The sequence below is a fragment of the Achromobacter sp. HZ01 genome (assembly GCF_003267925.1).
GTDB classification, from domain to species: Bacteria; Pseudomonadota; Gammaproteobacteria; order Burkholderiales; family Burkholderiaceae_B; genus Achromobacter; species Achromobacter pulmonis_A.
On record NZ_LWKV01000002.1, the window covers coordinates 1,002,759 to 1,026,901 of the forward strand.

At 69.0% G+C, this 24,143-nt stretch carries 25 protein-coding genes; 17 read left to right on the forward strand and 8 right to left on the reverse strand.

Annotated elements, in window-relative coordinates; genetic code table 11:
- Window positions 1-70 precede the first annotated feature (70 nt).
- The 4 genes from A6B37_RS13585 (at window position 71) to A6B37_RS13600 (ending at window position 3,883) form a co-directional block, all read left to right on the forward strand.
- Window positions 71-871 carry a thiazole synthase gene (locus A6B37_RS13585; RefSeq protein WP_102773296.1) on the forward strand — a complete coding sequence of 267 codons (801 nt, stop codon included), beginning with the start codon at window positions 71-73 and terminating at the stop codon, window positions 869-871.
- Window positions 868-1,689, forward strand: a complete 822-nt coding sequence (gene thiD, locus A6B37_RS13590) for a bifunctional hydroxymethylpyrimidine kinase/phosphomethylpyrimidine kinase (RefSeq protein WP_102773295.1) — start codon at window positions 868-870, stop codon at window positions 1,687-1,689. Before A6B37_RS13585 ends, thiD begins: the two co-directional genes overlap by 4 nt.
- 101 nt (window positions 1,690-1,790) lie before the next feature.
- Window positions 1,791-2,471 (forward strand): protein-L-isoaspartate O-methyltransferase, encoded by a 681-nt coding sequence (locus A6B37_RS13595; RefSeq protein WP_102773534.1) that lies wholly within the window; start codon window positions 1,791-1,793, stop codon window positions 2,469-2,471.
- An 80-nt stretch (window positions 2,472-2,551) separates the two neighbouring features.
- Window positions 2,552-3,883 (forward strand): TolC family outer membrane protein, encoded by a 1,332-nt coding sequence (locus tag A6B37_RS13600; protein ID WP_111826053.1) that lies wholly within the window; start codon window positions 2,552-2,554, stop codon window positions 3,881-3,883.
- 291 nt (window positions 3,884-4,174) lie between these two features.
- On the opposite strand, the gene rfaE2 is transcribed toward A6B37_RS13600, so the two are convergent.
- The 6 genes from rfaE2 to ubiE form a co-directional block, all read right to left on the reverse strand.
- Complete coding sequence (rfaE2, locus tag A6B37_RS13605; protein WP_102773293.1) at window positions 4,175-4,672, reverse strand: D-glycero-beta-D-manno-heptose 1-phosphate adenylyltransferase; 498 nt, start codon at window positions 4,670-4,672, stop codon at window positions 4,175-4,177.
- 28 nt (window positions 4,673-4,700) lie between these two features.
- Window positions 4,701-5,576 carry a ferritin gene (locus A6B37_RS13610; protein WP_102773292.1) on the reverse strand — a complete coding sequence of 292 codons (876 nt, stop codon included), beginning with the start codon at window positions 5,574-5,576 and terminating at the stop codon, window positions 4,701-4,703.
- A gap of 176 nt (window positions 5,577-5,752) precedes the next feature.
- Window positions 5,753-7,306, reverse strand: a complete 1,554-nt coding sequence (gene ubiB, locus A6B37_RS13615; RefSeq protein ID WP_111826054.1) for a ubiquinone biosynthesis regulatory protein kinase UbiB — start codon at window positions 7,304-7,306, stop codon at window positions 5,753-5,755.
- Window positions 7,307-7,309: 3 nt separating this feature from the next.
- Complete coding sequence (locus tag A6B37_RS13620; protein ID WP_102773533.1) at window positions 7,310-7,948, reverse strand: SCP2 sterol-binding domain-containing protein; 639 nt, start codon at window positions 7,946-7,948, stop codon at window positions 7,310-7,312.
- A 171-nt stretch (window positions 7,949-8,119) separates the two neighbouring features.
- Entirely contained in the window at window positions 8,120-9,130 is a 1,011-nt protein-coding gene (locus A6B37_RS13625; RefSeq protein ID WP_102773290.1) for a Tim44-like domain-containing protein, read from the reverse strand.
- A 172-nt stretch (window positions 9,131-9,302) separates the two neighbouring features.
- Window positions 9,303-10,079 carry a bifunctional demethylmenaquinone methyltransferase/2-methoxy-6-polyprenyl-1,4-benzoquinol methylase UbiE gene (ubiE, locus tag A6B37_RS13630; protein WP_102773289.1) on the reverse strand — a complete coding sequence of 259 codons (777 nt, stop codon included), beginning with the start codon at window positions 10,077-10,079 and terminating at the stop codon, window positions 9,303-9,305.
- A 192-nt stretch (window positions 10,080-10,271) separates the two neighbouring features.
- Here ubiE and phoB point away from each other — a divergent pair, with 192 nt between their 5' ends.
- From phoB to serA, 9 genes are all read left to right on the forward strand, one after another.
- Window positions 10,272-10,970: a phosphate regulon transcriptional regulator PhoB gene (phoB, locus tag A6B37_RS13635; protein WP_006227196.1), complete on the forward strand. Its 699-nt coding sequence runs from the start codon at window positions 10,272-10,274 to the stop codon at window positions 10,968-10,970.
- A 12-nt stretch (window positions 10,971-10,982) separates the two neighbouring features.
- On the forward strand, window positions 10,983-12,284 hold the full coding sequence (phoR, locus tag A6B37_RS13640; protein ID WP_102773288.1) for a phosphate regulon sensor histidine kinase PhoR: 1,302 nt from the start codon (window positions 10,983-10,985) through the stop codon (window positions 12,282-12,284).
- A gap of 51 nt (window positions 12,285-12,335) precedes the next feature.
- Window positions 12,336-13,010, forward strand: coding sequence for a heavy metal response regulator transcription factor (locus A6B37_RS13645; RefSeq protein WP_102773287.1), 675 nt, complete (start codon window positions 12,336-12,338; stop codon window positions 13,008-13,010).
- Window positions 13,007-14,404, forward strand: a complete 1,398-nt coding sequence (locus A6B37_RS13650; protein ID WP_102773286.1) for a heavy metal sensor histidine kinase — start codon at window positions 13,007-13,009, stop codon at window positions 14,402-14,404. The genes A6B37_RS13645 and A6B37_RS13650 overlap by 4 nt, the downstream gene beginning before the upstream one ends.
- 71 nt (window positions 14,405-14,475) lie before the next feature.
- Window positions 14,476-14,976, forward strand: coding sequence for a cupredoxin family protein (locus tag A6B37_RS13655; RefSeq protein ID WP_111826055.1), 501 nt, complete (start codon window positions 14,476-14,478; stop codon window positions 14,974-14,976).
- 3 nt (window positions 14,977-14,979) lie between these two features.
- Window positions 14,980-16,743 carry a copper resistance system multicopper oxidase gene (locus tag A6B37_RS13660; protein WP_111826056.1) on the forward strand — a complete coding sequence of 588 codons (1,764 nt, stop codon included), beginning with the start codon at window positions 14,980-14,982 and terminating at the stop codon, window positions 16,741-16,743.
- Window positions 16,744-16,749: 6 nt separating this feature from the next.
- Window positions 16,750-17,691 carry a copper resistance protein B gene (locus A6B37_RS13665; protein ID WP_246842468.1) on the forward strand — a complete coding sequence of 314 codons (942 nt, stop codon included), beginning with the start codon at window positions 16,750-16,752 and terminating at the stop codon, window positions 17,689-17,691.
- Window positions 17,692-17,722: 31 nt separating this feature from the next.
- Window positions 17,723-18,181 carry a DUF411 domain-containing protein gene (locus A6B37_RS13670; protein WP_102773282.1) on the forward strand — a complete coding sequence of 153 codons (459 nt, stop codon included), beginning with the start codon at window positions 17,723-17,725 and terminating at the stop codon, window positions 18,179-18,181.
- Window positions 18,182-18,302: 121 nt separating this feature from the next.
- Window positions 18,303-19,502, forward strand: a complete 1,200-nt coding sequence (gene serA, locus A6B37_RS13675; RefSeq protein ID WP_102773281.1) for a phosphoglycerate dehydrogenase — start codon at window positions 18,303-18,305, stop codon at window positions 19,500-19,502.
- On the opposite strand, the gene A6B37_RS13680 is transcribed toward serA, so the two are convergent.
- Window positions 19,469-20,392: a LysR family transcriptional regulator gene (locus tag A6B37_RS13680; protein ID WP_111826339.1), complete on the reverse strand. Its 924-nt coding sequence runs from the start codon at window positions 20,390-20,392 to the stop codon at window positions 19,469-19,471. The genes serA and A6B37_RS13680 overlap by 34 nt on opposite strands.
- A 107-nt stretch (window positions 20,393-20,499) precedes the next feature.
- On the opposite strand from A6B37_RS13680, the gene A6B37_RS13685 reads away from it, so the two are divergent.
- Genes A6B37_RS13685 through A6B37_RS13700 form a run of 4 tightly spaced genes read left to right on the forward strand, consistent with a single transcriptional unit; the run spans window position 20,500 to window position 23,481 of the window.
- Window positions 20,500-20,931, forward strand: a complete 432-nt coding sequence (locus A6B37_RS13685) for a VOC family protein (RefSeq protein WP_102773279.1) — start codon at window positions 20,500-20,502, stop codon at window positions 20,929-20,931.
- A gap of 24 nt (window positions 20,932-20,955) precedes the next feature.
- Window positions 20,956-21,687: a 5-oxoprolinase subunit PxpB gene (gene pxpB, locus A6B37_RS13690; RefSeq protein ID WP_111826058.1), complete on the forward strand. Its 732-nt coding sequence runs from the start codon at window positions 20,956-20,958 to the stop codon at window positions 21,685-21,687.
- Entirely contained in the window at window positions 21,684-22,676 is a 993-nt protein-coding gene (locus A6B37_RS13695; protein WP_111826059.1) for a biotin-dependent carboxyltransferase family protein, read from the forward strand. Before pxpB ends, A6B37_RS13695 begins: the two co-directional genes overlap by 4 nt.
- A 13-nt stretch (window positions 22,677-22,689) precedes the next feature.
- The gene (locus A6B37_RS13700) at window positions 22,690-23,481 is read left to right on the forward strand and encodes a 5-oxoprolinase subunit PxpA (protein ID WP_111826060.1); all 792 of its coding nucleotides are present in this window, start codon (window positions 22,690-22,692) and stop codon (window positions 23,479-23,481) included.
- On the opposite strand, the gene A6B37_RS13705 is transcribed toward A6B37_RS13700, so the two are convergent.
- Window positions 23,457-24,122 carry a GntR family transcriptional regulator gene (locus A6B37_RS13705; protein ID WP_102773275.1) on the reverse strand — a complete coding sequence of 222 codons (666 nt, stop codon included), beginning with the start codon at window positions 24,120-24,122 and terminating at the stop codon, window positions 23,457-23,459. The two genes, A6B37_RS13700 and A6B37_RS13705, sit on opposite strands and share 25 nt — an antisense overlap.
- Between the last annotated feature and the right edge of the window lie 21 nt (window positions 24,123-24,143).

Sequence of the window (24,143 nt, forward strand, 5' to 3'; positions counted from 1 at the left end):
ATCATTCGGCAACGATATGCCAGTCCCCGCGGGCCCCGCATCGTGCGCGCCCGCTCTTTGAAGCTCCGCCATGACCACTCAAGACACCCTCACCATCGCCGGCCGCGCCTATTCGTCGCGCCTGCTCGTCGGCACCGGCAAATACAAAGACTTCGAACAGACCCGCGCGGCTCTGGACGCCAGCGGCACCGAGATCGTCACGGTCGCGATCCGCCGCACCAACATCGGCCAGAACGCCGGCGAACCGAACCTGCTGGACTACGTCCCGCCCTCGAAATTCACGCTGCTGCCCAACACCGCCGGCTGCTATAGCGCCGACGACGCCGTGCGCACGCTGCGCCTGGCGCGCGAGCTGCTCGACGGCCACGACCTGGTCAAGCTGGAAGTGCTGGGCGACCCGCACACCCTGTTCCCAAACATGCCGGAAACCCTCAAGGCCACCAAGACGCTGGTCGACGAAGGCTTCAAGGTCATGGTGTATTGCACCGACGACCCGATCCAGTGCCGCATGCTGGAAGACCTGGGCGCCGTGGCGGTGATGCCGCTGGCCTCGCTGATCGGCTCGGGCATGGGCATCCTGAACCCCTGGAACCTGCGCCTCATCATCGAACAGGCCCGCGTGCCCATCGTGGTGGACGCCGGCGTGGGCACCGCCTCGGACGCCGCCATCGCCATGGAACTGGGCTGCGACGCCGTGCTCATGAACACCGCCATCGCCGGCGCGCGCGACCCGATCCTGATGGCCAGCGCCATGAAAAAGGGCGTGGAAGCCGGCCGCGAAGCCTTCCTGGCCGGCCGCATGCCCAAGAAGCTGTACAGCGGCGCGCCCAGCTCGCCCACCGAAGGCCTGATCACCGGCGGCGCCAAATGAGCACCCGCCCCATCCCCAACGCGCTGACCATCGCCGGGGTCGATCCCTCCGGCGGCGCCGGCATCCTGGCCGACGTCAAGGCCATGAGCGCGCTGGGCGCCTATGGCTGCTCGGTCATCGCGGCCCTGACCGCCCAGAACACCCGCGGCGTCAGCGGCATTTCGGCGGTGCCGCCGGCCTTCGTGGGCCAGCAGATCGACACGCTGTTCGAGGACGTGCGCATCGACGCGGTCAAGATCGGCATGCTGGGCCAGCAGCCGGTGATCCAGGTCGTGGCCGAGAAGCTCGCCAAATGGACGCCGGCGCACGTGGTGCTGGACCCGGTCATGGTGGCCAAGAGCGGCGACCTGCTGCTCGAGCGCGACGCCGTGGGCGCCATGCGCGAAGCACTGCTGCCGCAGGCCACCCTGCTCACGCCCAACCTGCCCGAGGCCGGCGTGCTGCTCGAAGAGCGCCCGGTCGAGACGGTCAAGGAAATGCGCCGCGTGGCCGAAAGGCTGCGCAACAAGCTGGCGTACGCCGGCGAGCGCTGGGTGCTGGTCAAGGGCGGCCACCTGCCGGGCGACGACACCATCGACCTGCTGCATGACGGCGACCGCATGATCGAGCTGCCCGGCCACCGCATCGCCACGGCCAACACCCACGGCACCGGCTGCACGCTGTCGGCGGCGCTGGCGGCGCTGCTGCCGCAAACCGGGGACGTACCAGAGGCCGCCCGGCGCGCCAAGGCCTACCTGACCGAGGCCATCCGCCACGCGGAGCGCCTGTCGGTGGGTTCCGGCCACGGGCCGGTGCACCACTTCCACGCCTGGTGGTAGGCGCGGGCGCGGGCTGAAACCGTCCCCGGGGGGCCGGGGCGTCACAGTACGCTACGAATCGGTACAATGGTCTGTTGATTCCTCTGTTTTTTCTGACCGTCATGAACGCTTCGACCCTGCCCGACGTAGAACAAGCCCGCTTCAACATGGTGGAACAGCAGATCCGCCCGTGGGACGTTCTGGACGCCAACGTGCTGCAAGCGCTGTTCGACGTGCGCCGCGAACAATTCGTTCCGCCGGCCCTGCGCGCGATGGCGTTTTCCGACCTGGAACTGCCGCTAGAGATCAACGCGGTCAACACGCGCCAGACCATGCTCGCGCCCAAGGTGGAAGCGCGCCTGGCCCAGGAGCTGCAGCTGACCAAGTCCGACTGCGTGCTGGAAATCGGCACCGGCTCCGGCTACCAGGCCGCCCTGCTGGGCTACCTGGCGCAGCAGGTCACCTCGGTCGAGATCGACAGCCGCCTGGTGACCTTCGCGCAGCAGAACCTGCAGATGAACAACGTCACCAACGTCAAGGTCGAAACCGGCGACGCCCGCAACGGCTGGGGCTCCACCGAATACGACGCCATCCTCGTCACCGGCTCCGTGCCGACCGTGCCGGACGCCCTGAAGTACCAGCTGCGCGTCGGCGGCCGCCTGGTCGTCGTGGTGGGCCAGGCGCCCATCATGACCGCCTGTCGCATCACCCGCACCACCGCGGCCAGCTTCGAAACGGTGAACCTGTTCGAAACGGTCATCAAGCCGCTGCGCGGCGTCACGGTCTCCCAGTTCAAGTTCTGAATCCCGACCCCGCCGCCCGGCGTCCCCACGACGGCGGGACGGGCGGCTTTCCGCGCGGCCCTGCTCATCACTGAAAGATCATGCGCGTCCGATTGCTTACGGCTTTACTGGTATTTACCTGCGCCGCAAGCGTCGGCCCGTCGCTGGCGCGCGCCCAGAACCTGATGCAGGTCTGGCAGGCGGCGCTGGGCAATGACCCGATCTACGCCGCGGCGCGCGCCAACTACCGCGCCGGCCTGGAGAAAGAGCCGCAGGCGCGCTCCCTGCTGCTGCCCCTGATTTCCGCCGAGGCCGGCGGCGCCTACCAGGAAACCCGCAGCACCCGCGGCCTGGGCGTGGCCTACAGCGGCGGGCGCGGCGTATGGGACCTGTCCCTGACCCAGCCCCTGTTCGACTGGGGCCGCTGGCAGAACTACGAACAATCCAAGCTCATCGTGGCCGACGTCGAGGTGCAGTTGCAGCAGGCCTACCAGGACCTGCTGCTGCGCGTGGCCGACGCCTACTTCAACGTGCTCTACGCCCAGGACACGCTGACGGCCACCGAGGCCGAAAAAGCCGCCGTCGCCGGGCAGCTGGAATCGGCCAAGCGCAATTTCGAGCTGGGCAACGCCACCATCACCGACACCTACGAGGCCCAGGCCCGCTACGATCTGGTCGTGGCCCAGGAACTGCGCCTGCAGAACGACCTGGAAGTGCGGCGCGAGGAACTGGCCAAGATCATCGGCACCGCCCCGGGCGCGCTGGCCGAACTGCCCTACGGCGTGCAGCTGCCGGCCCCGCAGCCGGCCCGCATGAACGAGTGGAGCAACCAGGCCGAGGCCTCCAGCCTGGAAGTCCTGCGCGCCCAGCTGCTGACCCGCATCGCCGGACGCGAGATCCAGATCGCCAAGAGCGGCCACTATCCCACCCTGAATCTGCGCGCCACCAGCGGCAGCGCCAGCGACGCCGTCATGCGCAACGCCGCGCCCGGCAAGCCCATCGACAACACCGTCGGCGTGGTGCTGTCGATTCCGCTTTACTCGGGCGGCGGGGTTTCCTCGCAGGTGACCGAGAAAGTGCAGCTGGAACAGAAGGCGCGCCACGACTACGAGGCGGCGCGCCGCCAGGCCGTGCAGGCCGCGCGCCAGTACTACACCGGCGTCACCAGCGGCCTGGCGCGCATCGAGGCCCTGGAGGCCGGCGAGAAATCCAGCCGCGCCGCCGTCGAGGCCAACCGCACCGGCTACGAGGTCGGCGTGCGCATCAACCTGGACGTGCTCAACGCCCAGCAGCAGCTCTACGCCACCCAGCGCGACCTGGCGCTGGCCCGCTACAGCACGGTGCTGTCCAGCCTGCGCCTGAAAGCCGTCAGCGGCATCCTGGGCGAGGCCGACCTGGAAGCGATCAACCGGTTGCTGAGGGATGCGCGGTGATGGGTCCGCGGGGCTGTCGATGGTGGTTCGATGGTGGTTCGTAGGATGGGTGCAGCGCGAGAAGCTTGACGCAAGAACCCAAGCGCGGAGCGCGCGGAACCCATCAGCCGGCGGCAGCCGGCATTTTTTTTGGTGAAAAGAACTGGCCTCTTGCCACGAAAAGCGGCGGCTGGCGCCGCCTGATGGGTTTCGCGCGCTTGATACCTGGGATTTTGCGTCGGGGTTCTCGCGCTGCACCCATCCTACGACTGCGCGACGCTCAATGAAAGGAATGGGGCCGCTGCCCGCCGCTTACCGCTGAACCTCGGCCGCGATCTTGCGCACCAGCGCGGTCGTCGAGCGCTCGAATTCGAACGGGATCGCCACGGCGCGGCCGCCCCAGGTCTTGACCAGGGCGGTCTCGGGCAGCGTTTCCATGTCGTAGTCGCCGCCCTTGACGATCAGGTCAGGCTTGAGCTGCGCGATCAGGGCTTCGGGCGTGTCTTCGTGGAAGGAGGTGACCAGCGTCACGCAGCCCAGCGCGGCCAGCAGCGCGGCGCGGTCTTCCATGCGGTTGAGCGGGCGCTCGGCGCCCTTGCCCAGGCGGCGCACCGACTCGTCGGTGTTGACCGCCACCACCAGCGTCGCGCCCAGCTGGGCGGCCTGGTCGAGGTAGGTTGCATGGCCCCGGTGCAGAATGTCGAACACGCCGTTGGTGAACACCAGCGGCCGCGGATAGCGGCCGGCGGCGATGGCGGCGACGCAGGCGTCGCGGGACAGGACCTTGGATTCGAAACGGGCGGCTGGCATGCGGCGATTGTACAGCCGCCCCCCGGCCTCAGACGGGCTGGATGATCTGCTTTTCCTTGGGCACGACCAGGGCCGCCATTTCCTTGCGGTAGCGGTTCAGGTCCTTGACCGTCTCGAAGCTGCGGTCCATCAGCTTGGAGAGGATATGCAGGATGCGGGTGGCGACCTTCTGTTCCCACACGCCGTCGAAGCGGATCTGCGAGTCCAGCCAGTGTTCGAGCCAGCCCGGCTCGGGCAGGCGCGACTGCACCGTGTCGTTGGGGAACAGGTCCTTGTTCACGTGCAGGTTGGTCGGGTGCAGCGCCTGCTGCGTGCGGCCGGCCGAGGCCATCAGCACGCCGATCTTGGAGAACGCCAGGCGCGCCTGTTCGCTGGTGCTCTGGCCGCGGTCGTGCAGCGCGCGGCGCATGTATTGCAGGTAGGCGCCCGCGTGGCGGGCCTCGTCCTGGGCCACGGTCTTGTAGATGGCCTTGATGACCGGCTCGGTGTGCCATTCGGCGGCGCGGCGATACCAGTGGTTCAGGCGGACCTCGCCGCAGAAATGCAGCATCAGGGTTTCGAGTTCCGGGGCCCGGTCGAATTCGAAGCGCACGTTGTGCAATTCTTCCTCGGTGGGCACCAGGTCGGGACGGAAGCGGCGCAGGTATTCGATCAGCACCAGGGAGTGCTTCTGCTCTTCGAAGAACCAGACCGACATGAAGGCGCAGAAGTCGCTGTCGCCGCGGTTGTCGCGCAGGAACATCTCGGTGGCCGGCAGCGCGGCCCATTCCGTGATGGCGTTCATCTTGATGGTGTGCGCCTGCTCGTCCGACAGCTTGCTGCGATCGAAGTCGCCCCAGGGGATGTCATGCGCCATGTTCCAGCGCACGGCTTCCATGGTCTTGAAGAGTTCAGGATAAAGCATGTTCTGCCCTTGTATTGATCCCGCTGATGGGGCTATGAAAATTGATGAATGGCACGCACCGCGCGGCACGCACTGCGGTCTTGCGCCGCAGTGCTATTTTTCGCCGTTTCCCGCGAAGCTATGATGACCGCTTCATGAATGAAACATGACAGTAGGCGTCTAAAACATTGCTGCGCCTACCGGGTCAATGCCCATATCGCGACTCCGACTGCCAGCGCGACGACGCCAACCAGCGCTGCAACCAACCGGTTGTTCTGCTCCTGCGCCCGCCGCAACTGAGCCATTTCGGCCAGCAACGCCGGCGAAACATTGGGGCGGCTCAACTGGTCATGGAGCAGCCTGGGCAAGGCGGGCAGCATTTGCGACCACTGCGCCGCCTCTTTTTCCAGGCTTTGCCTCAAGCCCTTGATCCCGACGCGCTGACGCATCCAGCGTTCGAGGTAGGGTTTGGCGGTTTTCCAGAGATCCAGGTTGGGGTCCAGCTGCCGCCCCAGGCCTTCGACGTTCAGCAGGGTCTTTTGCAACAGGACCAGCTGCGGCTGGATCTCTACGTTAAACCGACGCGAGGTTTGAAAGAGCCTCAACAGCACCTGTCCCAGTGAAATCTCGGACAGAGGACGGTCGAAATACGGCTCGCAAACGGCGCGCACGGCGCCTTCGAGTTCTTCCTCGCGCGTATCGGGCGGCACCCAGCCCGACTCGATGTGCAGCTGCGCCACGCGGCGGTAATCGCGGTGGAAGAAGGCCAGGAAGTTCTGCGCCAGGTAGTTCTTGTCGAACTCCGACAGCGAACCGACGATGCCGAAGTCCAGCGCGATGTAGCTGCCCAGCGTCTCGGGACGGTCGGACACGTAGATGTTGCCCGGGTGCATGTCGGCGTGGAAGAAGCCGTCGGTGAACACCTGCGTGAAGAAGATCTCGACGCCGGTGCGCGCCAGGGTCGGGATGTCGATGCCGGCCTCGCGCATGCGGTCGACCTGCCCCACCGGCATGCCGTACATGCGCTGCATGGTGAACACCGTGGAGGCGGTGTATTCCCAGATCACCTCGGGCACGATCAGCATGTCGCCGCGCCCGGACTCCGGGCCGAAATTGCGCCGCAGCTGGCTGCAGTTGGACGCCTCGCGCACCAGGTCCAGTTCGTCGTGCAGGTATTTGTCGAATTCGGCCACGACTTCGCGCGGCTTCAGACGGCGGCCGTCGGCGCCCAGGCGCTCGATGATGCGGGCCACCACCTTCAACAGCGACAGGTCTTTCTCGATGATGTCCAGCATGCCCGGGCGCAGCACCTTCACGGCGACCTCGCGGCCGTCGTGCAGCACGGCGAAGTGCACCTGGGCGATCGAGGCCGAGGCCACCGGGTCCACGTCGAACTGCGCGAACAGCTTGTCGGGCGGCGCGCCCAGGGCCGCCTCGATGCAGGCGGCCGCCTGCGCCGACGGGAACGGCGGCACGCGGTCCTGCAGCAGGGCCAGTTCGTTGGCGATGTCGGCGGGGATCAGGTCGCGGCGGGTGGACAGCACCTGCCCGAACTTCACGAAAATGGGGCCCAGCGATTCCAGCGCCAGCCGCAGCCGCAGGCCGCGCGGCTTGCGCGGGCGGGTGCCCAGGCGGATGACGCGCAGCAGGCAGGTGGCCAGCGGATGGTTCAGGCTGGACAGGACCAGTTCGTCCAGGCCGTAGCGCAGCGAAACCAGGATGATGCGGATGAGGCGCAGCAGCGGAAACATGGATCAGGCGCCCCGCTTTGCGCCGGCCGCGGCCAGGCGGGTTTGCAGCGCCGCCGCCGAGCGGGCCAGCGACTCGGCGCGGTCGTTGAGTTCGGCCAGGTCCAGGCGCCATTGCTCCAGCGCCGGCCGGCCCGCCAGCACGCCGCTTTCCTCGGACAGGTATTCGGACACGTTGCCGGCCAGGCGCTGGCCGGCCGTGCGCGCGCCCTCGGCCACGGCGCGGGCGCCGCCCACGATGCGCAGCGCCGCGATGTCGCCCACCACCCGGGCCAGCGCGTCCTCGGGGTCCCAGCGCAGCTGCTTGGACAGGTCGGCCACCACCTGGGCCAGGGCGGCGTCGCCCGAGATATGGGTGGCCTCGGCGAAATCCGGCGCGTCGCGCCCGGCGCCCAGGCGCGGCAGCGGCAGTTTCTCGGGCGCCACCGTCAGCGTCACGTCGGGCACCACCGCCGGATCGGCCTGCGAGGCCAGCCCGTCGCTGGCGATCGTCAGGCCCAGGCTGAAGCCGCCCAGCGCGAAGCGCACCGTCTTGCCGGCATGCCGCGCCAGGCGGTCGCGCGCCCAGTCCTCACGCCGCAACAAGGTATTGAGCGCGCTGACGGCCAACCGCGTAGGAGTGGGCAGAAACGAAAAAGGCAGCATGACGGTGTGCAACGGCCCGACGGGCGGGTTGCTGGATTTGATGGGTAAATCGGGAGTGTAACGGGTTAGATGGGAGCGTGTTTTGCGCAGGCACATGGAAAACCGGCCCCTGAAGGGGCCGGTTCAAGCGGATGCCTTGCGGCATCCCCAACGGAGGGCGGGCGCGCCGCCTCAGCTGGCGTAGTCCACCGGGATCTGCTGGATGCCGGCCAGCAGCCAGCCGCCAGTCTGCGGCTTGAAGAGGTTCCAGACTTCCTCGAAGCGGAAGGCCTCGGCGCCCGGGGTCTCGCGCAGCATGCCGGAGAAGCGCACGCTGGCCAGGTGGCCGTCGGACACGGTCTCGATGCCCAGCAGCTCGGCGTTGAGCAGCACGACTTCGGTCTTGTTGGGCGCCGCGCCGCGCTCGGCCAGCTGCGGCTTGAGCTCGGTGATCAGGTCGTCGGTCAGGAACTCGCGCAGGCGGTCGGTGCTGCCGCTATCCCAGACGGCCTGGATGCGCACGAACTGTTCCTTGGCCTGCTTGAGGAAGTTGGGCGTGTCGAAGTCGCCCGGCACGAACCAGTTGTTGTCGTCGCCCGCCTTGGGCAGGACGGCCGGCGCGGCGGCCGCGGCAGGAGCCGCCGCCGGAGCGGGGGCCGGCTGCAGCGATTCGCGCCACATCGGTTGCTGCTGGCCGTTGGCCGCATTGTTGTTATGGGAGCCGCCGAACGCGCCCTGCGTGGCGGCGCGGGGCGCGGCGCCGCGCAGGCGGCGGACGATGAACATGATGGCGAAGACCACCAGGGCGATCAGCAGCGCCGACGACAGGAACTCGGCGAAGGCGCCGGACAGGCCCATGCTGGAGAGCAGCGCGGCGATGCCCAGGCCGGCGGCGATGCCGGCGATGGGGCCGAGCCAGCGCGACGCGCCGCTCTTGGCGGCCGCGCCCGCGGCGCCGGCCGTGGCCGCGCCGGCGGTGGCCGCGCTGGGCGCGGAGGTGGCGCCGGCCGTGTTGTTGGTGGCCGTCGGCGGCGTGGTGGCCTGGCGCTGCTGGGTCACGTTGGTGGACTGACGGCCGAAGCTCCCGCCGCCGCCGGCACGGCGGGCTTCGGCGTCGAACGACGCCGTCACCAGCGCCGCGCCTGAAACGGCGATGAGCGCCGCCGCGACAAACCGCGAAAGACAGAATTTGGACATGGACATTGCTCCTCGTACTCGCGCCCCCCGCCGCCCCGAGCAGCAGGAATCTCCGCAGGTTGCGGAGCTTGGGTCACGACTTTTCTTACAACAATCTGAATACCGTAAGAATAACGGACAAGACGCCGCCCTACAAGTTCCGCAAACCGGGCGGAAATCGCTGGGCGGCAGGGGGAGATCAGCCCAGCCGCACGCCTTCGTGCAAGGCGGCGATGCCGGCCGTCAGGTTGAAGTACTGCACCCGTTCCAGGCCGGCCGTGCGCAGCATGTCGGCCAGGGTTTCCTGGTCGGGATGCATGCGGATCGATTCGGCCAGGTAGCGGTAGCTGGCCTCGTCCTTGGCGATGGTCTTGCCCAGCCAGGGCAGCACATTGAAGGAATACCAGTCGTAGGCCGGCGCCAGCGGCTTGGCGATGCGGGAGAATTCCAGCACCAGCAGCTTGCCGCCCGGCTTGAGCACCCGGGTCATTTCGGCCAGGGCGCGGTCCTTGTGGGTCATGTTGCGCAGGCCGAAGGCCACGCTGACGCGGTCGAAATAGCCCGAGGGAAACGGCAGGCGCTCGGCGTCGCACACGGCCGCGGGCACCAGCAGGCCGGCGTCGGTCAGGCGGTCGCGGCCCACCCGCAGCATGGAATCGTTGATGTCGGTGAGCCAGACCTCGCCCGTGGGGCCGGCGCGCTTGGCGAAGGCCTTGGCCAGGTCGCCGGTGCCGCCGGCGATGTCCAGCACCTTCATGCCGGGCCGGATGGCGGCGCGGCCGATGGTGAAGGCCTTCCAGACCCGGTGCAGGCCCGCCGACATGAAATCGTTCATGACGTCGTAGCGCTGGGCGACCGAATGGAAGACTTCGGCCACCTTGCGGGCTTTTTCGCTTTCCGGCACCGATTGGAAGCCGAAATGGGTGGAGGGCGAGGCGGAATCCGCGGAATGTTGCGATTCGGAGGGGTTTTGCATGGTGAATTCCCGATATATCGTCCAATGGTAGCCTATTGGCCCCCGATTCCGCCTTCCGGGCCGGCCGGATCGGCAGGCGGAATGGCTTCGGAATGGTCCGACAGCCGGCGCTCGTCACATACCTGAAATATTGCGGCCATACTATCGCAATGTTCGCGCCGCGCCGGCGCTCAGAAGTGTGCCCAATCCGCCATGTCCAGCACTATCCTCGTCGTCGAAGACGAACCCGCCATCCAGGAACTGATCGCCGTCAACCTGTCCTTCGCCGGTCACAAAGTGCTGCGTGCCTTCGACGCCGACCAGGCCCAGACGCTGATCCGCGCCGAACTCCCCGACCTGATCCTGCTCGACTGGATGCTGCCCGGCACCTCGGGCCTGGCCATGGCGCGCAAGCTGCGCAACGACGAGCGCACCCGCGCGGTGCCGGTCATCATGCTGACGGCCAAGGGCTCCGAGCAGGACAAGGTCGACGGCCTGGAAGCCGGCGCCGACGACTACATCACCAAGCCCTTCTCGCCCAAGGAGCTGATGGCCCGCATCAAGGCGGTGCTGCGCCGCCGCGCGCCCCAGCTCACCGACGACGTGATCGACGTGGGCGGCCTCAAGCTCGACCCGGTCACCCACCGCCTCTCGGGCAACAGCCAGTCGCTGCAGATCGGCCCCACCGAATTCCGCCTGCTGCATTTCTTCATGACCCATCCCGAGCGCGTGTTCTCGCGCTCGCAACTGCTGGACCAGGTCTGGGGCGACCACGTGTTCGTGGAAGAACGCACGGTCGACGTGCACATCCGCCGCCTGCGCAAGGCGCTCGAACCCAGCGGGCACGACGCGCACGTGGAAACCGTGCGCGGCAGCGGCTACCGGTTTACTGCCCAGCTTCCGACGCGGTAAAACTCCCGCACGATGATCTGGCTGCGCACCCTTTTCCTGATCGCCCTGTGGGCGATCGCGGCGTTTATCGCCCAATGGCTTATCGGCAACCCGGCGGGCTGGATTCTGTTCAGCGCGGCGCTGTGCGCCATGCTGGTCTGGCGCAGCTGGCGCCTGCACCTGGTTTCGCGCTGGGCCAACAACCCCGACTCCGCCCCGCCCGCCTCGGTCGGCCCGTGGGACGACATCCTCGCGCCGCTGTACCGCTACACCCGGGCCCGCGCCCGCGAGCTGGCCGAAACCCGCAACACCATGCACGGCATGCTGGCCGCGGCCCAGGCGCTGCCCGACGGCGCAGTCACGCTCAATGAAGATTTCCAGATCGACTGGTGCAACCGCATGGCGCGCCAGCACCTGGGCCTGCGCCTGCCGGCCGACCGCGGCCACAATCTGCTGAACCTGCTGCGCGCGCCCGAATTCGTCGAATACGCGCACCGCGCCTCGTGGCCCGATCCCATCCTGGTGCGCCTGGGCCAGAACGGCCAGGAGCGGCTGATGATGATGCAGCTCACGGCCTACGCCAGCAACCAGCGCCTGCTGATCACCCGCGACGTCACCCAGATCGAGCGCCTGGAAACCACGCGCCGCGATTTCGTGGCCAACGTCTCGCACGAACTGCGCACGCCGCTGACGGTGCTGGCGGGCTTTCTGGAAACGCTGCGCGACCTGCCCGCCGAGGCCCTGCCGGCCGAACAGCGCGAGCAGTACGTCGACATGATGCACGAGCAGGCCCAGCGCATGCAGGCCATCGTCGAAGACCTGCTGACCCTGTCCACGCTGGAATCCTCGCCCGGCACCGAGCCGCGCGCGGTCAACATCGGCACCCTGCTGCAGAAGGCGCGCCAGCAGATCGAGGCCCTGTCCGGCGGACGCCACGTGCTGCAATGGCACGTGGACGAAACGCTGGACGTGCTGGGCGCGGAAACCGAGCTGGCCTCGGCCCTGTCCAACCTGCTGACCAACGCCGTGCGCTACACGCCGGACGGCGGCGCCATCACCGTGCGCTGGGAACGCGAAGAAGACGGCGGCGCGCGCTACAGCGTGCAGGACACCGGCATCGGCATTCCGGCGCGCCATCTGCCGCGCCTGACCGAGCGCTTCTACCGCGTGGACCGCGGCCGTTCGCGCGCCGTCGGCGGCACCGGCCTGGGCCTGGCGATCACCAAGCACATCGCCATGCGCCACGACGCCGAACTGCTGATCAGCAGCGAACAGGGCAAGGGCAGCGTGTTCGCGCTGCGCTTCCCGCCGGACCGCGTGGCCGTCGAAGCCTGACCGCTACGCCGACTGCGCCTGGCCGGCCTCGCCGGTGGTACATTTCGGGCCATGCGCATCCTGGTCATCGAAGACGAAACCAAACTGGCCGACTACCTCAAGAAGGGGCTGTCGGAGCAAAGCCACGTCGTGGACCTGGCCCGCGACGGCGTCAACGGCCTGCACCTGGCGCTGGAAGGCGCCTACGACCTGATCGTGCTGGACGTGATGCTGCCCGGCGTGGACGGCTTCGGCATCCTGGCCGCCGTGCGCGCGCAGAAGGACACCCCCATCCTGATGCTGACGGCGCGCGACGCGGTCGAGGACCGGGTCCGCGGCCTCGAAGGCGGCGCCGACGACTACCTGATCAAGCCCTTCGCCTTCTCCGAACTGCTGGCGCGCGTGCAGGCGCTGCTGCGCCGCGGCCGCTCGCAGGAACCCACCGTGCTGCGCCTGGCCGACCTGGAACTGGATCTGGCCCGGCGCCGCGCCCAGCGGGCCGGACGGCGGCTGGACCTGACGGCCAAGGAATTCAGCCTGCTGGCGCTGCTGATGCGCCGCCAGGGCCAGGTGCTGTCGCGCACCACGCTGGCCGAACAGGTCTGGGACATGAACTTCGACAGCGACACCAACGTCATCGACGTGGCGGTGCGGCGGCTGCGCGGCAAACTGGACGATCCCTACGACACCAAACTGCTGCACACGGTGCGCGGCATGGGCTACGTGCTGGAATCGCGCCACGCATGAGGCCGCTGCGCATGCGCTCGATGCAGGCGCGCCTGACGCTGCTACTGGGCGCCATCGCGCTGCTGGTCTCCAGCCTGGCCGGCGCCACGCTGTTCTGGGCGCTCAAGCGCGAAGTCGAACGCCAGGAGATCACCGAAGTCAGCGGCAAGCTGGAGCTGATCAACCATCTGATCGACATGCAGAACAGCGCCAGCGGCCTGTCCGACCTGGCCGCCGCCTTCGACGAAATGCGCGCGGGCCAGGGCCAGCTGGGCATCTGGATCATGGAGGCCGGCGGCAAGGTGGTCTATGGCGGCGCCGCGCCGCAGACGCTGGAGACGCGGCCCGACGGGCAGGTGGTGCTGCAGGCCCCGGATGGCGGACGCATGCGCGGCCTGCGCGTGGACATCAACGACCGCATCCTGCCCGGCGCGCAGCTGACCGTGGCCGTCAGCACGCGCACCAGCGCGCAGTTCCTGTACGCCTACGGCACCGCGCTGGTGCTGATCTGCGCGCTGTGGGTGGGCGCCACCGTGGTGCTGGCGGCCTGGGCCGTGCGCCGCAGCATGGCGCCGGCGCGCCGGCTGTCCGAACAGGCGGCCCGCATCCAGCCCGACAACCTGTCGCGCCGCCTGCCGCTGAAAGACACCGACCGCGAACTGCACGAGCTGGTGCGCTCCTTCAACCGCACCCTGGAACGGCTGCAGGAGGCCTACCAGCAGATGGAAGGTTTCAACGCCGACGTGGCGCACGAGCTGCGCACGCCGCTGGCCACGCTCATCAACGGCACGCAGGTCATGCTGTCCTCGCCGCGCGAGGCGGGCGAGCTGCGCGACGCGCTGGAATCCAACCTGGAAGAACTGGAAGACCTGAAGACCCTGGTCAACGACATGCTGTTCCTGGCGCGCGCCGACCGCGGCGAGCGCGCGGCCGACCTGGCGCCGGTGTCGCTGGCCGCCGAAGCGCGGCGCGTGGCGGAATACTACGAAGCGATGCTGGAAGCGCACGGCGTGCACCTGCGCTGCGCCGGCGACGCCATCGTCGCCGCCAACCCGGGGCTGGTGCGGCGGGCTCTGGCCAATCTGATCTCCAACGCCATCAAGGCCTGCCCGGCCGGCGGCGAAATCGTGCTGGCGTGCTCGGTGTCGGCGGCCGGCGCGCGGGTCGAGGTGCGCAACCCCGGCCCGGCCATCCCCGCCGCCGACCTGCCGCGCATCTTCGACCGCTTCTTCCGCTCCGGGCAGTCGCGCGCGCCGCGCAGCGAAGGCCACGGGCTGGGCCTGGCGATCGTGCGCGCCATCGCCCGCATGCACGGCGGCGAAGTGGACGCCGCCTCGGACGAGCGCGGCACCGTCATCGGCATCACGCTGCGCGGCCCCGTGGGGCATGCCGCGGCCAACATTACAAAAATGTAATCAAGGCGACAGAGTCGGGTCACCGCCGTTTTCCTACAGTGCCATCACCGTCCCCACTACCAAGGATACGCGTGAAAGGCACTCTGCTCCGTACTCACCGGGCCGCCGTCCTGGCCCTGACCCTGACCCTCAGCGCGGGCGCCGCATATGCCGCCGGCGGCCACGGCGGCCACGGTGGCCATGCCATGCAAGCCGCCTCCGCCCCCATCGGCAAGCCGGGCGATCCGGCCAAGGTCACCCGCAGCATCGACGTGGACATGTCCGACGCCATGCGCTTCACGCCGGCCCGCATCGAGGTCAAGGCCGGCGAGACCGTGCGCCTGAACGTGCGCAACTCCGGCCGCATCCGCCATGAGCTGGTGCTGGGCTCCGACGCCGACCTGAAGGCTCACTACGACATGATGATGAAAGACCCCGGCATGCGCCACGAAGAGGCCAACGCCGTGTCGCTGGAAGGCGGCAAGAGCGGCCAGATCGTGTGGCGCTTCGACAAGGCCGGCACGGTGTCTTTCGGCTGCCTGGAGCCCGGCCACTACAGCGCCGGCATGAAGGGCGCGGTGTCGGTGCTGTAAGCCATGACGAATTCGCATCCTCTTTCCCGCCGCCGTTTCGTCCAGGGCCTGGCCGGCGGCGGCGCGCTGGCCGCGCTGGGCAACTGGCGCGCGGCGCTGGCCACCCCCGCCCCGGCGGCGGCCGCGGAGCTGCGCGGCACCGAGTTCCACCTGGAGATCGGCGAAACCCCGGTCAACTTCACCGGCGCGGCGCGCGTCGGCACCACCGTCAACGGCCAGGTGCCGGCGCCGCTGCTGCGCTGGCGCGAAGGCGACACGGTGACCCTGCACGTCACCAACCGCCTGCGCGAACAGACCTCGATCCACTGGCACGGCATATTGCTGCCCACCGAAATGGACGGCGTGCCCGGCCTGAGCTTTCCCGGCATCGACCCCGGCCAGACCTTCACCTACCGCTTCCAGGTGCGCCAGAGCGGCACGTACTGGTATCACAGCCACTCCGGCTTCCAGGAGCAGACCGGCCTGTACGGCGCCATCGTGATCGATCCGCGCCGGCCCGATCCGATCGCCTCCGACCGCGACTACACGGTGCTGCTGTCGGACTGGACGGACGAAGATCCGATGCGGCTGTTCAACAAGCTGAAGATCATGCCGGACTACTACAACCGCATCCAGCCCAGCGTCGAAAGCCTGCGCGCCGAGGCCCGCGACAAGGGCTGGGGCCCGGCGCTGTCGGAGCGGCTGATGTGGGAGCAGATGCGCATGAATCCGTCGGACCTGGCCGACGTGTCCGGCGCCACCTACACCTTCCTGACCAACGGCGTGACGCCGGCCGGCAACTGGACCGGCCTGTTCAAGCCGGGCGAGCGCATCCGCCTGCGCTTCATCAACGGTTCGGCGATGACGTACTTCGACGTCCGCATCCCGGGGCTGAAGATGACGGTGGTCGCGGCCGACGGCCAGGATGTGCGGCCGGTGGACGTGGACGAGTTCCGCATCGGCGTGGCCGAAACCTACGACGTCATCGTCGAGCCGCGGGACGAACGCGCCTACACCATCTTCTCGCAGGCCATGGACCGTTCGGGCTACGCGCGCGCCACGCTGGCGCCGCGCGCCGGCATGCAGGCCGAGATTCCGGAGCTGGACCGGGTGCAGCTGCTGGGCATGATGGACATGGGCATGGCGCACGACATGGGCGGCGGCGGCCACGACATGGGCGGCGGCAGCGGCGCGGGCGGCCACGGCGCGATGCCGGGCATGGACCATGGCGGCCACGGTTCCGGCGCCGGCCAGGGCGGCATGGTCGAGGTCAAGCACCCCTATCCCACCGAGCGCGGCGTGAGCAATTCGATGCTGCCCGACGTGGTCTCGACCCGGCTGGACGATCCCGGCGTGGGCCTGCGCGACAACGGCCGGCGCGTGCTGACCTACGCCGACCTGCGCTCCATGCGCGAGCCGCCGGACAACCGGCCGCCGTCGCGCGAGATCGAGCTGCACCTGACCGGCACCATGGAACGCTACATGTGGTCGTTCAACGGCGTGAAGTACACGGACGCCAAGCCCATCGTGCTGCGCTACGGCGAGCGCGTGCGCTTCGTGCTGGTCAACGACACGATGATGACGCACCCCATCCACCTGCACGGGCTGTGGAGCGACCTGGAATCGCCCGACGGCGCTTTCCAGGTGCGCAAGCACACCATTTCCCTCAACCCGGCGCAGCGGCTGAGCTACCGCGTCAGCGCCGATGCGCGCGGCAACTGGGCCTACCACTGCCACCTGCTGTATCACATGGAGGCCGGCATGTTCAGAGCGGTCGTGGTGGAGTAAACGACGATGAAACCGATGAATCGCCACACCCGCGGCCTGCGCGCCTGCGCGCTGGCCGCAGCGCTTTCCGCCCCCGCGGCATGGGCCCAGCCCGCCGCGATGGATCACGGCTCCATGCCCGGCATGGATCACGGTTCGATGAACCACGGCAGCGCGCCCGCGCCCGCGCCGATGGACCACGGTTCCATGCCCGGCATGGACCACGGTTCGATGGGCGACGCCCCGGCCGCGCCGCCGGTCGGCAGCCTGCCTTCCAGCGACGGCGCCGGCGAGCGCGGCTACGACAGCTACGGCATCCATGCGCACATGATGGACAGCACCGCGACATGGCAGGTCCTGTTCGACAAGTTCGGCGTGTCCCGCAACCGCGACGGCGAGTACGCCCGGGAATGGGACGGACGCTTCTGGTTCGGCTCGGCCACCGACCGCCTGCTCATCAAGAGCGAGGGCGAGGCCGAGAACGGCGGCGGATCGAGCGGCAAGGTCGAGGCCTTCTGGAGCCATGCCGTCTCGCCCTTCTGGGACCTGCAGCTGGGCGCGCGCCGCGACATCGGCACGGGCCCCAAGCGCAACTGGGCCGCCATCGGCATCGAAGGCCTGCTGCCCTACAACATCGAACTGGACGCCACCGGCTACGTGGGCTCGTCCGGCCGCACCGCTTTGGCGCTCAAGGCCGAATACGACCTGCTGCTGACGCAGCGCCTGATCTTCACGCCGGAGCTGGAAGCCAGCTTCTACGGCAAGGACGACCCGGACCGCGGCATCGGCTCGGGCCTGGCCGAAGGCGCGCTGTCGCTGCGGCTGCGCTACGAGATCACGCGCGAGTTCGCGCCCTATATTGGCGTATCCTTCGAACGTAAGTTCGGCCAGACCGCCAGCTACGCGTCCGAGGCCGGCGCCAGCCGGTCGCAGACCGCCGTCATCGCGGGCGTGCGGTTCTGGTTCTGAGCCCCATGTTCACATTTCCGTACGGAGCATCATGAACGTTTCCCGACTTGCGCGCCGCCTGGCGCTTGCCGCCGTCCTGAGCGTGCCCGCCTACGCCTACGCCGAGGCCCCCACCAAGGTCGAAGTGTGGAAGACCCCCACCTGCGGCTGTTGCGAAGACTGGGTCAAGCACATGCGCGACAACGGCTTCGAGGTGATCGCGCACGACGTGCAGGACACCGGCCCCATCCGCCGCAACGCCGGCATGGCCGACTACGGCTCCTGCCACACGGCCGCCGTGGGCGGCTACGCCATCGAAGGCCACGTGCCCGCCAGCGACGTGCGCCGGCTGCTGCTGGAAAAGCCCGAGGCGGCCGGCCTGGCCGCCCCGGGCATGCCGCTGGGCTCGCCCGGCATGGACGGCCCCGAGTACGGCGGACGCAAGACGCCGCACGACGTGCTGCTGGTCGACAAGCGCGGCGGCGCCCAGGTGTTCCAGGCCTACCGCTAGCGTCCTGGCCGGGGGGGACGGGAGCAGCCACAACGTGCCTGTGGCTACTCCTTGCACTGCAGCAAAAATGCGCCACAATAGGTGAAACGCATTCGTTCCACCCCTACCCCCCCAGGCAGTCATGGCACAAATCGTCCTGTTCGAGAACATCCATCCCAGCGCCCGCGCCGTCTTCGAGGCCGCCGGCTACACCGACATCGTCACGCATGCCGCGGCACTGCCGCCGGCGCAGCTGCGCGACGCCCTGCGCGGCGCGCAGGTGGCGGGGATCCGTTCTCGCACGCACCTGGACGCCGGCCTGCTGTCCGACAACCCCGACCTGCGCGTCGTGGGCTGCTTCTGCATCGGCACCAACCAGGTCGACCTGGACGCCGCCATGCAGCGCGGCGTGCCGGTGTTCAACGCGCCCTTCTCCAACACCCGCTCGGTCGCCGAGCTGGTGCTGGGCGAAGCCATCCTGCTGCTGCGCCGCATCCCCGAGAAAAACGCGCGCGTGCACCTGGGCCACTGGGACAAGAGCGCCGCCGGCGCCTTCGAGACCCGCGGCAAGACCCTGGGCATCGTGGGCTACGGCAACATCGGCTCGCAGATCAGCACGCTGGCCGAAAGCCTGGGCATGCGCGTCGTCTACCACGACGTCGAGGCCAAGCTGCCGCTGGGCAACGCCCGCCCCGCCGGCTCGCTCGACGAGCTGCTGGAGCAGTCCGACGTCGTCACGCTGCATGTGCCGGGCGGCAAGTCGACCGAAAAAATCATGAACGCGCAGACCATCGCGCGCATGCGGCGCGGCGCAATCCTGATCAACGCCTCGCGCGGCACGGTGGTCGACATCCAGGCCCTGCACGAGGCCCTCAAGTCCGGCCACCTGGCCGGCGCGGCGCTGGACGTGTTCCCCACCGAGCCCAAGGGTCCGGACGAACCGCTGGCCAGCCCGCTGATCGGCATGCCCAACGTCATCCTGACCCCGCACATCGGCGGCAGCACGCAGGAATCCCAGGAAAACATCGGCCGCGAAGTCGCCGAAAAACTGGTGCGCTTCCTGCAGGCGGGCACCACCAAGGGCGCGGTCAACTTCCCCGAACTGCCCTACCTGGAGCCGGCCGGCGGCACGCGCATCCTGCACGTGCACCGCAACGCCCCGGGCGCGCTCGGCACGCTCGACAACCTGATGGCGCAGCACGGCCTGAACATCGTCAGCCAGACCCTGCAGACCAAGGGCCAGATCGGCTACGTCATCACCGACGTCGACGGCCAGGTCGACGACATCGTGATGACGACGCTGCGCGATCATCCCATCACGGTGCGTTGCGACAGGTTGTGAAACGCGCGTAATCCGTCGGCCGGCGGCGCCTCGTTGGCGGCGCTCGCCAGGCACTCCGCCATCTTCTCGCGCACCCCGCCGGCTTCGAACGGCAGGCGGCCGATCAGGCCGATCTCGCGCCATAGCGGCGTCTCGCCCAGCGGCAGCAGCCGCAGGCCGGTCATGTCCAGCCGCCGCAGGCGCGGCAGAAGCGCCACGCCCAGGCCGTGGCGCACCATGTTGGCGATGGCGTCGACTTCGTCCAGCTCCACGGCGTCATGCACCGTGATGCGGTGCTTCTTCAGGAACACGTCCACGGCCCGGCCGCCGAACGAAGCCCGGTCGTAGCGGATGAAGGGCTGGCTCGCCAGCAGCTCGCGCCACGGCGCGTCCGGCAGGGCCGCGGGCACGGCCAGCATGACCGGCTCGCGCATCAGCGGCTGCCAGCCCAGCTCCGGCGGCAGGGCGAAGGGCGGGCGGATCAGCATGGCCATGTCCACCTCGCCCGCGTCCACCTGGCCCAGCAGCGCCAGCGACACGCCCGGCACCACCCGCACGCGCACGTCGGGATAGACGGCCCGAAACCGTCCCAGCGCGCGCACCAGCAGGTCCTGCTGCACCGAGGCGATGGCGCCGATGCGCAGCGATCCGCTGACGTGGCCGGCGCCGGCCGTGGTCACCATGCGCTCGGCCATGGCCACGAGCTCCTCGGCCTGCGGCAGCATCTCGCGGCCGTGGGCGTTGAGCGCCGCCGCCCGCGCGCTGCGCTCGAACAGCGTCACGCCCAGGTATTCCTCGAGGCGCTTGATCTGGGCGCTGACCGCCGACTGGGTCAGGCCCAGCTGCGCCCCCGCGCCGGTGAAAGTGCCGTCCCGGGCCACCGCGATAAAGGTCTTGAACTCTTTGATCACAATCAATTTTTTCGATGCTCAGGCACAAAAAATATCGTTTTTGGATCAAAAAAACAATCAATAAAATAGGCCCTGGCAATTCTTCCTCACCGCTTCCGGAGCCCCACATGACCGCTCAAACCCAACTGCCGCCGTTCCATCTGGCCTTCCCGGTCCGCGACCTGGCCGAAGCCCGCGCCTTCTATGGCGAAAAACTGGGCTGTCCCGAAGGCCGCAGCTCGCCCGAATGGGTCGATTTCAACTTCTACGGCCACCAGATCGTGGCCCACCTCGCGCCCGGCGAATGCGGCCACCATGCCACCAGCGCCGTAGACTCGCATAATGTGCCGGTGCGCCATTTCGGCGCCGTGCTTTCCATGGAACAATGGGAAGCCATGGCCAAGCGCCTGACCGACGCGGGCACCGAATTCGTCATCGAGCCCTACATCCGCTTCAAGGGCGAGGTCGGCGAGCAGGCCACCATGTTCTTCCTGGACCCGTCGGGCAACGCGCTGGAGTTCAAGGCGTTCAAGAACATGGATTCGTTGTTCGCCAAGTAATCCGTTCCTACAGGTTTCGTGTCGTTGAACGTACTATCAGAACCCCCTTCTTCGGCCGAAACCGCCTGGCGCATCCTGCCCCAGGGCGACCGCTGCCTGATCGTTTCCTTCGGCGACCGCATCGATGCGTCGATCGGCCGCACCTGTCTGGCCGCGGCCGCCCGGCTGCGCGAGGCGCGGCTGCCCGGCGTGACCGACGTGGTGCCCTCCTTCGTCGCGGTGGCGGTGCATTACCGGCCCGACGCCCGGGGCAACCCCTCGTACGCCCAGCTGGCCGAGCGCATCGGCCAGTTGCTGGAGGCCGGCATAAGCGTCGACGCCTCGGGCGGGCGCGAAGTCGACATTCCCGTCTGCTACGGTGGCGAGCACGGTCCCGACCTGGACGACGTGGCGCGCGCCGCCGGCCTCACGCCCGAAGACGTGATCGCGCTGCACAGCCAGCCGCGCAGCATGGTGTTCATGCTGGGGTTCGCGCCCGGCCACGCCTACCTGGGCGTGCACGACGAAAAACTGAACATTCCCCGCCGTCCCTCGCCGCGCACCGCCGTGCCGATGGGCGCGGTGGCGGTGGCCAACCGCCAGACCGTGATCTACCCGAACCGCCTGCCCGGCGGCTGGAACATCATCGGCGCCACGCCGCTGACCATGTTCGACCCGGCCCGCGAGCCGGCCGCCCTGCTGCAGCCCGGCGATTCCGTGCGCTTCGTGCCCATCGGCCCCGACGAGTTCGACCGCATCCGGGAGGCCGGACGATGAGCCTGACCGTCATCAAGCCCGGCATGCTGTCGAGCTTCCAGGACCGCGGCCGCGAGGGCTACCAGCACCAGGGCATTCCGGCCGCCGGCGCCATGGACGAGCGCGCCCACCGGCTGGCCAACGCGCTGGCCGGCAACGCCGGCGACCCGGCCACCCTGGAAATGACGCTGACCGGCCCGACCCTGCGGTTCGACGCGCCGGCCTGCTTCGCGCTGGCTGGCGCCGACCTGGGCGCCACGCTCAATGGCCGCGAACTGCCGGTGCACCGCCCGCTGGTCGCGCAGGCCGGCGACACGCTGGCCTTCGGCGCCCGCCCGGCCGTGGGCGTGCGCGGCTATCTGGCGGTGCATGGCGGCTTCGCGCTGGAGCCGGTCATGGGCAGCGAAAGCACTTATCTGCGCAGCGGCTTCGGCGGCTTTCACGGCCGCGCGCTGGCCAGGGGCGACCAGCTGCCGCTGCGCAAGCCGCTGGACGGCGGACGCGACATGGACGCGTTGCAGGATGCGCTGTGGCAGCTGCGCGTGTACCTGCCGTCCGCGCTGGGCGCGCCGCGCCGCAGCGCCGTGCGCTTTTTGCCGGGCATGCACTGGCACGAGTTCTCGCAAGCGTCCCGCCGGGCCTTCGCCGAGGCCGAATTCCGCATCAGCCCGCAATCCGACCGCATGGGCTACCGGCTGCTGGGCCCCGCGCTGTCCATGAGCGAGCCGCGCCAGATGCTGTCGGAGGCCGCCTGCTTCGGCACCGTGCAGGTGCCCTCGGGCGGCGAGGCCATCATCCTCATGGCCGACCGCCAGACCACCGGCGGCTATCCCAAGATCGCGCAGATCGCCACGGTGGACCTGCCCATCCTGGCGCAGGCCGCGCCCGGGCAGACGCTGCGCTTCCAGCCCATCGAACTGGAGGCCGCGCAGCGCCTGGACGGCGAGCGCGAGCGCGCCTTCGCGCAATTGCAGGACACGCTGGCGCCGCTGCGCGCACTCCTCGCCTAGAAAGGAAACCGCTATGACCACCCGCATCGACATGAACTGCGACATGGGCGAAAGCTATGGCGCCTGGACCATGGGCAACGACGCGGCGGTGCTGCAATACGTCAGCTCCGCCAATATCGCCTGCGGCTTCCATGGCGGCGACCCGGCCACCATGCGCAAAACCGTGGCCGCCGCCCTCAAGCAGGGCGTGGCGCTGGGCGCGCATCCCAGCCTGCAGGACCTGGCGGGCTTCGGGCGCCGCGCCATGCAGATCAGCCCCGACGAGGCCTACGACATCGTGGTCTACCAGATCGGCGCGCTGGCCGGCGTGGCCGCCTCGCAAGGCGCGCGGCTGCATCACGTCAAGGCGCACGGCGCCCTCTACAACATGGCGGCCAAGGACGAACACCTGGCGCGCGCCATCTGCCAGGCGGTCAAGGACGTGGACGCCACGCTGATCCTGTACGGGCTGGCCGGCAGCAGGCTGATCGAGGCGGCCCGCGACATCGGCCTGGCGGCGGCCAGCGAGGTCTTCGCCGACCGCAGCTACCAGGACGACGGCTCGCTCACGCCGCGCACGCGCGCCGGCGCCATGATCGAGGACGTGGACCAGGCGGTGGCGCAGGTGGTGCGCATGGTGCGCGAAGGCAAGGTGCGCTCGGTCGGCGGCAAGGACGTGCCCGTGCAGGCCGACACCCTCTGTATCCACGGCGACCAGCCCAACGCCCTGGTGTTCGCCAGCGGCATCCGCCAGGCCCTGGAGGCGGCCGGCATCGAGGTGCGCACCCCGCCGCCGCGCCCTCAGGCGCGCGCGACTTCGCGGTAGGCCTCGATCACGGGCGACAGCACGTCGGCCAGGTAGCCGCGCGCCAGCCCGGTCATGCGTTCGACGTCGCGCCCGGCCATCGCGTCGATGATGGCGCGGGTGCAGGACGCAATGGCGCTGGAGGCCATTTCCCGCCGGGCCAGCAGGTAGCGCAGCGGCTCGACCTGTTCATACAGCTTGCTCAGCATGCCCGCCAGCGGCGTGTTGCCGGTGCTGCGAGCCGCGGCCAGGTAGAACTCGCAGGCCGCGGCGATGCAGGCGCGCACCTGGCCGCCGGCCTGGGCCTCGGCGATCGCGCCGTGGTGGCGGCGCAGCTCGGCCACCAGCGGCGACAGGTCCTCGGCCCCGGCCGCCTGGCGCAGGCTGTAGGCCTCCAGCTCGGCGCGCAGCAGGTACAGGTGGCGGATCTGGGTTTCGGTGTACAGCGTGACCCTGAAGCCCTTGCGCTGGACGTGGGTGACCAGGCCGCTGACCTCCAGCAGGCGCAGCGCCTCGCGGATCGGGCTGCGGCTGGTGCCGAAGCGTTGCTCGAGTTCCTGTTCCCGCAGCGGCTGGCCGGGACGGATGGTTCCGTCCACGATCAGTTCACGGATCTGTTCCTGCAGGAAATACGGAATCGTGGCGGGCGCTTTGACGTCCAATCGGCTCCCCTTTGCGGCTTG